General features: G+C 43.6%; 11 protein-coding genes. 8 read left to right on the forward strand and 3 right to left on the reverse strand.

All coding sequences use genetic code 11. The features are described from left to right. The first annotated feature begins 67 nt into the window (after nt 1–67). The 3 genes from F8S12_RS19445 to F8S12_RS19455 all read left to right on the forward strand — a co-directional run bounded on the left by F8S12_RS19445 (nt 68) and on the right by F8S12_RS19455 (nt 1,884). The gene (locus F8S12_RS19445) at nt 68–454 is read left to right on the forward strand and encodes a four helix bundle protein (protein ID WP_196517736.1); all 387 of its coding nucleotides are present in this window, start codon (nt 68–70) and stop codon (nt 452–454) included. A gap of 232 nt (nt 455–686) precedes the next feature. Continuing rightward, a complete protein-coding gene (locus F8S12_RS19450) occupies nt 687–1,136 on the forward strand; it encodes an NUDIX domain-containing protein (protein ID WP_196517737.1) in 450 nt (149 codons plus the stop codon). 280 nt (nt 1,137–1,416) lie between these two features. Beyond that, nucleotides 1,417–1,884: a bile acid:sodium symporter family protein gene (locus F8S12_RS19455; protein WP_331001411.1), complete on the forward strand. Its 468-nt coding sequence runs from the start codon at nt 1,417–1,419 to the stop codon at nt 1,882–1,884. A gap of 85 nt (nt 1,885–1,969) precedes the next feature. On the opposite strand, the gene F8S12_RS19460 is transcribed toward F8S12_RS19455, so the two are convergent. The 3 genes from F8S12_RS19460 to F8S12_RS19470 all read right to left on the reverse strand — a co-directional run bounded on the left by F8S12_RS19460 (nt 1,970) and on the right by F8S12_RS19470 (nt 7,409). Next, nucleotides 1,970–6,247: a strawberry notch family protein gene (locus F8S12_RS19460; RefSeq protein WP_196517738.1), complete on the reverse strand. Its 4,278-nt coding sequence runs from the start codon at nt 6,245–6,247 to the stop codon at nt 1,970–1,972. Between the two features lie 317 nt (nt 6,248–6,564). After that, a complete protein-coding gene (locus tag F8S12_RS19465) occupies nt 6,565–6,900 on the reverse strand; it encodes a hypothetical protein (RefSeq protein ID WP_196517739.1) in 336 nt (111 codons plus the stop codon). A gap of 62 nt (nt 6,901–6,962) precedes the next feature. Further along, nucleotides 6,963–7,409: a hypothetical protein gene (locus F8S12_RS19470; protein WP_196517740.1), complete on the reverse strand. Its 447-nt coding sequence runs from the start codon at nt 7,407–7,409 to the stop codon at nt 6,963–6,965. Nucleotides 7,410–7,779: 370 nt separating this feature from the next. Here F8S12_RS19470 and F8S12_RS19475 point away from each other — a divergent pair, with 370 nt between their 5' ends. The 5 genes from F8S12_RS19475 to F8S12_RS19495 all read left to right on the forward strand — a co-directional run. Further along, nucleotides 7,780–8,730 (forward strand): RpoD/SigA family RNA polymerase sigma factor, encoded by a 951-nt coding sequence (locus F8S12_RS19475; RefSeq protein WP_196517741.1) that lies wholly within the window; start codon nt 7,780–7,782, stop codon nt 8,728–8,730. Nucleotides 8,731–8,988: 258 nt separating this feature from the next. Beyond that, the gene (locus F8S12_RS19480; RefSeq protein ID WP_196517745.1) at nt 8,989–9,237 is read left to right on the forward strand and encodes a hypothetical protein; all 249 of its coding nucleotides are present in this window, start codon (nt 8,989–8,991) and stop codon (nt 9,235–9,237) included. Continuing rightward, nucleotides 9,234–9,437 (forward strand): hypothetical protein, encoded by a 204-nt coding sequence (locus F8S12_RS19485; protein WP_196517742.1) that lies wholly within the window; start codon nt 9,234–9,236, stop codon nt 9,435–9,437. The genes F8S12_RS19480 and F8S12_RS19485 overlap by 4 nt, the downstream gene beginning before the upstream one ends. Nucleotides 9,438–9,612: 175 nt before the next feature. Further along, the gene (locus F8S12_RS19490) at nt 9,613–10,578 is read left to right on the forward strand and encodes a cytosolic protein (RefSeq protein ID WP_196517743.1); all 966 of its coding nucleotides are present in this window, start codon (nt 9,613–9,615) and stop codon (nt 10,576–10,578) included. Nucleotides 10,579–10,647: 69 nt separating this feature from the next. Then, on the forward strand, nt 10,648–11,235 hold a 588-nt coding region (locus F8S12_RS19495), incomplete at its 3' end, for an AIPR family protein (protein ID WP_196517744.1).

The raw sequence follows: 11,235 nt of genomic DNA on the forward strand, positions 1-11,235 counted from the left end.
GGAGCAATGCGATTTTGTGAGATCATGTTAAAGACAGCAGGGGAGCAGGGAGCAGGGGGCAGGGGGAATGGAAAAAGAACCAATAAAAAGTCATGAAGACTTGGAAGTATATAAAATGGCATTTGATGTAGCCATGAAAATTTTTGAATTATCTAAGAAGTTTCCTGTTGAAGAACGTTATTCTTTAACTGATCAAATTCGTCGTTCATCTCGTTCAGTTTGTGCAAATCTGGCAGAAGCATGGAGAAAACGCCGTTATGAAGCTGCTTTTATTGCAAAATTGAATGATTCAGAAGCGGAAGCAGCAGAAACTCAGACTTGGCTGAAATTTGCTGTTAAATGTAGTTATTTAGACGTTGATACAGGCAGAGAGCTTTATGGAGTTTACAACCGAGTTTTAGGGATTCTAGTAACCATAATTAACAATCCATCTCCTTGGCTCATAAAACGCTAATTTCTAATCCCCCTGCTCCCTGCTCCCTGCTCCCTGCCCCCTGCCCAAACGAAGCAAGGCATCTCACAAAATCGCATCGCTCCCCTTGAGCGATGGCTGCGCCCGCCGAACGCGCAGAGCGTCTCCAAGAGTTGGCATCGCAAAACTTGTTGCGCCATAATTATTACCTGAAAATAAGGTTTTGGCACGGTAATGCCTAACCGCCTAATTCAAATTATAAAGGGATTTAATCATGATACAAGATGATGAAATACTTGACATTGTAGACGAAAGCGATTGCGTTGTTGGACAGAAGAAACGTTCGGAAATATATCGTCAAGGACTATGCAATTTTAGAGTTGTCAACGCTTTTGTTGTTAATTCATTAGGTCAACTGTGGATACCTCGACGTTCTGCACACAAAACTATTTTTCCGCTTTGTCTTGATGTCAGCATGGGGGGGCATGTTGAAACTGGAGAAACCTATGAAGATGCTTTACAACGTGAACTCAAAGAAGAGTTGAACTTAGAGCTAAACATGGTTAATGTTCGACCCTTGGGACATTTAATACCATATCAGTATCAAGTATCCGGTTGTACTACAAAGAATCCCAACACTCAGGATTTAATTGCTCAGTCTTCAAAAGATAGTCAGTTAGTCCGTGCTTTCACAACGCAGTTGATACCCACGAAGTGGGCATAAGGGGCAGGGGTAAGGGTTAAGGGATTTAAAACCTTTCCCCCTTTCCCCCATCCTTTACTGATATAGTTTCAGCACGGGTTTTCACGCCATTAACGATATATTCCGCAAAAAAGTAACATGATTTAGTCCTTGTCCTACAAGCTTTTGATAGACTACGCCAGTAAGGGGCAAGAGTTAACACTCAAAGGATGAAAGTAAAACGTAAGAATTCAGTTACGGGTTGAGGTTTACGCAGTTTTTGGCATTACTATCAATCCGTAAGTTCTAAATTTTTACCGCCATGCAGAGTAACTTATTTACCACTGTTTTGCTGCCGCTAGCCCTGGCAATTGTCATGTTGGGAATGGGGTTAAGCCTAGTTCCAGAAGACTTTAAGCGAATCACTCGCTATCCCAAGGCAGTTGTAATTGGTACGATGTGTCAGGTGGTGCTGCTACCGCTGATTGGTTTGTTGATCGCGTTCGTGGTTCCGATGGAAAGGGCGCTCGCCGTTGGTCTGGTTGTACTAGCGGTCTGCCCTGGTGGCCCTTCCTCCAATCTCATGACCTATTTGGCAAAGGGTGATGTTGCTCTATCAGTGACACTCACAGCACTTAGCAGCATTATCACCGTGTTTACAATTCCCATTCTGATAAATCTGACGCTTCAGCATTTTCTGGAAGAGAGTGCAGCGATTAGCCTGCCAATTGGACAGACAATGCTGCAAATTTTCTTGATCACGCTGCTGCCGACGGCGATTTCTATTTAGTTAAGATAGCCAATGCCAGTAAGGGGCAATTTTTTTGAAAGTAAAAAAGACCCAGATTAAATGCCTGGGTCTTTGAGGTTAGGAATTACCCCAAGATTTCAATCACAGCCGCTAGAATAGCTGGGGCTTTGTCTGAAACCGGAATGAATACCCGCTTTTTCCAGTTGATGATCTCGGTGAAACATCCAATAGCTACCAGTCGCTCTGCCAGTGAGATAGCATTAACCAGTTCTATGCGAGGTTCTGCGGCAATGTAAGAACGCCGTAAAGTTACGCCACCCGGCAACTGCTGTGTATATTTCTCGTTCAGTACCAGCGAAACAAGTTCTTCTGGAGAAAGCACTTGATTTCTTAGTCCGAGTTGTTCGCGCACGGTTTGAATGTCGTGAGCATTCACCACCCGACCAAGAATTTTCTGCCCATCGCTGGTTTGTAGTCGGAATACTCGACTATTCTGCTGTGGCAGGATTTTCCAAATGGGTAGGAGAATACCAGTTACCAAATGCAGGTAATCGGTTGTGAACTTGGGCAGTGTGTCCACTTCATTAGACCATGCCGCAACAAAAGTGTCAGCCGAAACCTGCCGCCAAGTGGAAGATTCCAAGTCTTGGATTGGTACGCGAGTTTCTTTTTGTGGTCGAACCAACAGAACTCTTGGTACAACACCACCATCAGCGTCGTAGATACTATGTGTCGGAATTGACACAGCAGCATTGCCTGACTTGGAGTTGATCATGAGCAGTCCTTGATATTGAGTGGCAAACTCCAACATCTCTTCAGCAGTTTTGATGTTGTTCTTCTGGGTGCGTTCCACTTTCAAGTAATTGGTGACGCTACCAGTTTGAGCATGAGTATATACAGCTTCCTGGCTCTCAACAGTAAACCGTTCTGCTCGAAGTGTTTCCACACCCATCTCATAGACCCCTGCCGTGATCGCTGCTTCAATCTGCTGGCTCAAGAGTAATTCAAACCTCTCGAAAATCACGTTTTGCATATCAATTCGTAGAGCTAGTAGTCTGTTAAGGAATTGACGCAGGGGTGGGAGATCGATTTTCATGCCGCCTTCGTGGGAAGTGAGCGAGAGTCCTGTCATCTGCTCAAAAGTCCCTAGTGGAACTTCAAAAAATCGACCTTGGAATATCTGCTTGAACAGTTCATACAGTGCGTGTTCTGCATAGTTCGACTCCAGATTATCCTTAGCCTCAAATATCCCATTGCCACCCGTCTGCCGTTGACCACGAGTAAGAGCGCCCAAGCTATCCAACCGTCGAGCAATGGTAGAAATGAATCTACGCTCACCTATAACGTTAGTGGTAACAGGTCGGAAAATAGGTGCTGACGCTTGGTTTGTGCGGTGCGATCGCCCAAGCCCTTGGATTGCGTTGTCTGCTCTCCAGCCGGCTTCCAACAAATAATGCGATCGCCGCCGACGATTCACAGCGTTGAGGTCAGCGTGATAGCTGCGACCTGTGCCGCCTGCATCAGAGAAGATGAGAATTTGTTTATCACCCGTCATAAATGCGTTAGTCTCAGCAATATTCGCCCCACTACCACGCGAATCAACGAACAAACGCCCCGAATCATCTTTCAGAACTCGCTTGCTGCGGCCAGTTACTTCGGCAATTTGTTTGTTACCAAAGTGCCATAGCAGCTGCTCTAGTGCGCCAGGAATTGGATCAAGGCTGGCGAGTTTGTCTACTAAGGCATCTCTCAAGGCTACAGCTTCTTGCGAAATAACTGGAGAGCCATCGGCATCAAAGACTGGCTCGGATCTTTCTTCTCCATCCTCGCCAGAATGAATGGAATGCAGATGAATGGGGAAAGCACTCATCAAATAATCCATAACATATTCCCGTGGAGTCAGGTCAAGATTGAGATCCTGCCATTCTTCGGGTGCAACTTCATTGAGTCGGCGTTTAAGCAACTCCTCATTAGTTGATACAATTTGAATAACAATGGCGTTACCCGCAGCTAAATCCTCTTCAATTGCTTTAATTAACTGTGGACACTTCATACCAGTCAACAGATGATTGAAGAATCTTTGCTTGTGCGACTCAAACTGAGACACCGCGCTCATCTTTGCAGCACGGTTGTAAGTCTTGGAACCAGAGATGTTACAAGCTTCCAGGGCTTTGTCTAAATTATGGTGAATAACCTGAAAAGCATCGGAGTAGCTGTTATAACTCCGTTCCTGCGTGGGCGTTAACTCAATTTCGAGAGTTTGATACTCAACTCCCTCGAATGAAAGGCTCCGCGCCAGATACAGTCCTAAAGCCTTGAGATCCCTGGCTACTACCTCCATCGCGGCGATACCACCGCCCTCAATGGATTCCACAAAATCCTCACGGGAGGTAAACGGGAAATCTCCAGTCTGCCAAAGCCCCAGACGATTTGCATAAGATAGGTTAGAAACCTTCGTCGCTCCAGTAGCAGAAACGTAAATAACCCGTGCCTGCGGTAATGCGTTTTGTAGCCGAAGCCCAACAATGCCTTGCTGGGATGCTGCAACCATACCGAGTTTACCCTCCTGCGCCATCGCATTGCCCATGCTGTGGCACTCGTCATAGGCGATCGCTCCCTCAAAGTCAATGCCAGCCCATTCAACGATTTGCTTAAGCCGACTTTTGCCGTTCTTTTGAGAACGTAGAGTTGAGTACGTGCAGAACAGAATACCTTGGGTGAAAGAGATGGGGTCGCCAAGTTTGATGTTGCTCAGGTCGATAATGTCTTTTGCATTACCTCCTAAAGCACACCAGTCTCTACGGGCATCTTCAATTAAGGCAGAACTTTTAGATACCCAGATTGCTTTTCTTCGTTTCTGACACCAGTTGTCGAGGATGATTCCTGCACATTGTCTACCCTTACCAGCACCCGTCCCATCGCCAAGAAACCAGCCACGCCGAAATTTTACGGCATTTTCTTCGCCCTGAGCCGCAACAGTCACATTATCCCACGAATCATCCACAATATAAGACCCAGACAGGAATTCACGGTGCGCTTGACCTGCGTAAATAACGCTTTCAAGTTGTGCCTCTGACAACAAGCCTTGTGTGATAATGTTGCTAGGAAGATGCGGTTTATAAGTTGGTGCTGGTAGCGAGACAAGTGCTAGGGCTGCACTCTCGCAAAGTAACGAGGGATGGGGTAAAGCGTCCTTGATTCGGATACGTTGTGGGCGATAGGTTTCGTAAAGAGTATCTTTTAAGCCATCGGTGGCAAACCACTCAATGACTTCATATTCTAAGATGACAACATCTAGAATGGAGGAAACTGTTTCTGCTTCTGGTTGAGCAACTACGGTACGTTTTGGTAGCGCAACGACTTTGTTAACAGTGGTAAGAAGTTTAGCTTGAGAATGCTGCCACGGAAAACGCTGCGGTAACTGTTCAATCAATGTCAGCAGTTCGGGCAGCTCCAGAGTCTCAGTAATACAAGGGATTGCGGCAGGATTATCAGCAGGAACTTTATCAATCACCGTGATTCGGGTTTCTATTGTTGTTCCATGCTTCGCGTAGGCTTTACCATTAACCCCAACCGAAAGTACCACCCTTGCGTTGTCCTGCCATTTCACAAAAGTTTCTCTCCAAGTTGGGTTAGCTGGAGAAAACCAGTTGGCTGTGATCGTTATCAGCCGTCCACCATCGCACAATCTTTGTAGTGCTGAGTTAATATGCCGAGGAGTTGCGTCACAGAAGCGGGAGCTTACCTTGGGAGATGCTGAAAACGGTGGGTTCATCAGGACTACGGATGGCTTAGTCTGTCCTGCTAAATAATCGTTGATTTGTTCGGCGTTGACCCCAAATAGTGGAGTGCCAGGAAACAACCGACGCAAAATCTTTGCCCTGTCTTGTGCGAGTTCGTTAAGCATTAGGCTTGCACCATAAAGTTTAGCCATTTGTGCTAACAAACCAGTTCCGGCACTTGGCTCAAGCACTAAATCAGTAGCTTGTATAAGTCCTGCTTTGGCTACCAGATAAGCAAGCGGCAGAGGGGTGGAGAATTGCTGAAGCTTTACTGATTCTTCACTACGGCGAGTATGCGTCGGGCAGAGGGCTGTTAATTGTTCTAATTGTTGTACAACCACTTGAGGTTGTTGTGATAAAATTTTAATTCCCAGATGACGCAGATATAAGATTTGCGCTACTTCAAGAGCTTCGTAAGCGTCTTTCCACTGCCACGCACCAGACGCAGCAGTGCCAAGAAAGTAACGATTCATCTGGGAAGAAACAGTTTTCGTAGAGAGAGGGCGATTATCTATTAAAACTTTTGCAAGCTCTTGGGCAACACTAACAACTGATTGCCCATAATCGATTACTGTTTGCAAATCGAATAGAGAACCTTGAGTGAAAAGCTGCTGTACCATTGGACTATATAATTTTAATTTTCACTCTGGAAAAAGCGAAGCTAATATGTGAGCTTTATTAGCTATCAAACAGGCGCAGTTGCCTTGTTGAAATTTCCCGTTTATTTTCTCGATTGATTGAGGTGTAAGCCAGATTCAAACTGCAATTGACTTCAAACCACCACTTAAGAGGTTGATGACCGAACAATTCGCAATTCGCAGTTCGCAATTCGCAATTGCGGACGTAATTGATAATTGATTCATTTAGGGTACAGAGCAACTAATTTGAATTATGAAAAGAAACAAAACACGTAGTATCAATATTCAAGCCTCCGCATTCATGGGTGGGGTATTATTAATTGCGAATGGGCGAAAAAGCGAATTGCGAATTGGAAATGACTTTGCTCGTCCATTAAGTCTGCGTATTGATTGAGGTAATCAACAGCTTTTAAAAAGTGTGTATAGCAGTCAAATGCCAGATGATTTAATTGTTCACTCACTCTGCTTTTAGTTCGAGAGTTAGACTGAATCCAGATAATAGAGTGCCAAGTTTTCTCATACTCTTTGGCACAACCAACAGCAATTTCTAATTCAAATATTGCTGCTTCGAGTAAGGAGTGATTGCTTGGGATATGATTCAAAGCAGATGATAAACAACAATATGTAGCGTTCACTATTTTTCAGAAAAGTAAATTTAACCTCCGTTGATCAATCGGAGGTTATAGTCGAGTAACTTTTATGCAGTTTTACGTGGTCTACCTGGCTTGCGCTTGCCTGAAGAATTTACATCAGCCTTTTTAGTTTTCGGTGAATTGTTGGCAGCATTATTAGCTTTATTTGAACGAGTAGTACGTTTTGGTTCTGGTGAAATTTCTGTAACTGGAGGCAGTAATCTCAATGTAGAGAATGAAAGAACAACTGCTTCATTATTTGTACGATGAACAACTTCATCCTCTAACGTCCAAGGATCTGGCAATTTTTCAAAAGTCATCGCTTGTGGTGTGATTACTCCTGATACTGATGGGATTGTAGAAGCCGCTATATTTAGATTGCTAACCGAAACCACATTACTAACGTAAGCAGCCGATACAAATAGTCCATTAACGAACTGGAACATAACGAGACTAACAAATGCCCAAAAGATGACTATGATTGTCAGGGTAAGTGCAGATTGCATATCCATGATTATTCCTCGATTTAATAATTGTATTTTTCACTTGATGTACGCAAAGCGTTTTTAAGCTTTGTTCAAATGTGAAGCGAATTTGAACATATCCTCTCTTGAAGAAAGGATTTCACTCAAAAATTAGCGTAGCGCCTCTCTGATTTAACTCAGCCAAAGTTCTTCGTTACTTCAAAGCTAATTTATAAAACAAAGCTACTTTTAGTATTTACCTATTTGAAGATTTCAAGTATTATATTTATAAACTTGCTTCCGAAAGATAAACATGGGTTTAAGTCTATGGTTAAGATTTGATTTATTAGCGAATTCTGGAAATAAAACATTCTATTCAAACGAAAAATAAAAGTATTCATCACAATTAATTGAAAGTATGCCCAGCCCAACTACCGACTTAGTTCGCTCCTACCTCAAAGAAATCGGACGCTACCCTCTGCTAACTCCTGAGCAAGAAATTACAAATGCTAGGCTTGTGCAGCAGATGATGGCGATTGAAGAACAGCGCTCAAGTCTCGCACTTCAACTAAACCGACAACCAACCGCAAGAGAATTAGCTACGTCGCTTGGACAAAGCGAAGCTGAAGTACAATCAATCATTCAACAAGGTCAAAAAGCTAAAGAGAAAATGGTGACTGCTAACTTACGCCTGGTGGTTTCTGTTGCCAAGAAATATCAGAATCACAACTTGGAATTCTTAGATTTGATCCAGGAAGGTGCACTAGGTTTACAAAAGGGAATCGAAAAGTTTGATGCCAACCGAGGCTATAAACTATCAACCTACGTTTACTGGTGGATCAAGCAGTCAATAACACGGGCGATTGGAGAAAAGTCTCGCACTATCCGTCTGCCAATCCATATCAATGATAAATTAAATAAAATCAGGAAAGTACAGCAGCAACTGTCTCAATCTTTGGGTCGTCCTCCAGTTGTAGCAGAAATAGCCGAATCCTTAAATGTATTGCCCAATCAAATACGGGAATACCTTCAGGTTTCCTGGACTCCAGTCTCGCTAGAAATGCGAGTCGGGGATGAGCGTGAAACTGAACTAGCTGATATTTTACCGATGAATGGTATTTCCCTAGATGAGCAAATTACTCTTGAGCTTTTACACCAAGACTTGAGCAAGTTGCTGGCATTGCTCAATCCAAGGCAACGAGAAGTATTGACTTTACGTTTTGGATTGGAAGATAATCAGCAACTGACCTTGAGCCAAGTTGCAAAACGCCTAAACCTTAGTCGGGAAACAATTCGTAAAACTGAATGTCTTGCTTTGAAAATTTTGCGCTCTCATCAAAACAAGATTAAAGACTATCTTCTTAATTAGGATTAACTTAGGGTTGTTGCATTGTAGTTTCATTTATATAAATCCAACTCGCTACTCCAAAGACTGGAAACAAGTCGCCACTACTGTTAAAGATGCCTCCAATTGCCGCGTGATCGCGTACCCGCACTTTCCGGCGGCATCGCCTCTGCTTAATCCCCGGCGAAAAACCATCAGATTGTCACTGTTTCAATCAAATGGTGCATGAATATATTGATGCTAGAAACTATCCTTATAAATAGAACACCGATTACAGAACCGATGCCCAGCAAAACTATTGAAGTCCGAGAGTACACCGTTAGGGCGCACAAGCGGGAAATTCATACGCGCGTTTTTAACTTTGTGTGTAAGCAATGCGAACAACCCACACAACGAGAAACCTTTGGTGTCCGACCTCTATATTGCGAGAAATGCCGTCCGCCACAAGCACCCAAGAAATCAGTAGTCCCTATACAGAAGAGGAAACCCAGAGCCATGACTTACAAGAGTAGCAAAGATATAGCGGGGTGATTCTTTGTTTTGAGGTTAAGAGCGATATCTTCTCTTCTCTTTCAGAAACGCACTCGCGTTCGAGAGGCAATGCCTTTCCTGCGGAACGCACTCGTGTTCGGCACGTCTTTGACGAACGCCAACGGAAAAAGCGGTTACGCCATCGCACGAAAGTGAAGCAAGCAGTGCGTTCATTCGCCCAACCTCACTCAAACTTGTAAAAAGTAACTCTGATGAATTCACATTAAACATATTTTCTTCTTCGATTTATCTGTGGGATTAAGAAAACTTCCCAGATTAAGATTAATTGGTAAGCAATTTCAACACAATTCTCAAATCATAAACTGGCTCGCAAGTAGTAATACAATCAGGGGCGTAAGTTCGAGATGAACGAGTATGACCAATACCAACCCTCAAACCGAATATGATTCGCCGTGGAAACAGATACTACAACTGTATTTTGAAGAGTTCATGCTGTTTTTCTTCCCCCAAGCACATGGGGAAATAGATTGGACACGACAGCCTGAGTTTTTGGACAAAGAATTAGAGCAGGTAGTGCGTGATGCCGAACTAGGGAAAAGACTGGCGGATAAGCTGGTAAAAATATACCGCATTGGTGGTGAAGAAACTTGGATACTGATACACTTAGAAATCCAATCCCAGTCAGAATCTGATTTTAGCGAAAGGATGTTTATCTACAACTACCGCATCTACGATAGATATAAGCGGTCAGTAGCATCCTTGGCGGTTCTAGGTGATGAGCAGGTAAACTGGCGACCAAATCAGTTTGGTTACGAGTTGTTTGGCACTAAAGTTGAGTTTCAGTTTCCAATTGTCAAATTGTTAGACTATCAACAACGTCAGTCGGAACTAGAAGCCAGCTGTAACCCTTTGGCGACTGTAGTGATGGCACATTTAGCAGCATTACAAACCAAGAGCGACAGGTTAGAACGTAAGCAGCAAAAACTAAGTTTAGTGCGGAGACTGTACCAGCAGGGATTTGAACGTGAGGATGTTCTAAACTTGTTGGCTTTTGTAGACTGGGTGTTGACACTCCCCCAAGATTTAGAGCGAGAGTTTCTTTTTGAAGTAGAACAATTGGAGGCAGAGCAACGTATGCAGTATGTTACTTCTTTTGAACGCAGTGGTATTGAAAAAGGTAAGCTTGAAGCTTTGTTAAAAGGTATAGCCTTGGGATTAAAGCTCAAATTTAGTGAATCAGGTCAAAATTTATTACCCGAAATCGAATCTATCCAAGATGTAAGTGTGCTAGAAGCCATTTTGGAGGGCATAGATGCAGCGAGTACTGTCTCACAATTGCGTCAAATTTACCAGTCGCCCACAACCGATACCCAGCAATGAAATTGAGCATCACCCAATTTCCCTATCCCTGACTCCATAAGCCTAAGACGAATTTAACTAAAACAAACTATGCCCAAGACTTGGAACATAAAAATAGACAACTATTTTCAAGCCAACCCCAATTGCATCATCGCCACGGCTCATGTAGACAGCTTCCCAACAGACCTGCCCCTAGAACCGAACATCAGGGAACCAAACCGTAAAAGCGCGACCTACAGACAAGTCTTCGACTCACTGACTACTCAACCCGAAAAATTCTTCTCCCGTCACAGTGGAATCGTTCTGTCAGCCAATAAAGTTAAACCAAGCAAAACCTTACTCGAACTAGAAATTTTAGAAGCTAACGAGGGAGGTAGTGATGGAATTATCAACGGAGGGCATACGGTTTTAGGATTTGAGCAAGCGAAAAACTATAAATACGACCTAACCCAAGCCAGAGTAAAAGTTACGATTCACATTGGACTTGATGAAGAAGCAGCCAAAGACATAGCCCTAGCTTCAAATACCACAACGCCAGTAGATTCGCGTTCCAAAGTCAACGCCAGAGGTGATTACAAATTTCTCAAGCAGTATTTAGCTAATTTAGAAAATACAGAAGAGAGAAAATTTCGCATCGCCTATTACCAGAATCAAAGCGGCGCTCCTAGAAACGCCCAG

This window comes from Nostoc sp. WHI (assembly GCF_015714725.1).
In the GTDB taxonomy this organism is placed as follows: domain Bacteria; phylum Cyanobacteriota; class Cyanobacteriia; order Cyanobacteriales; family Nostocaceae; genus Nostoc.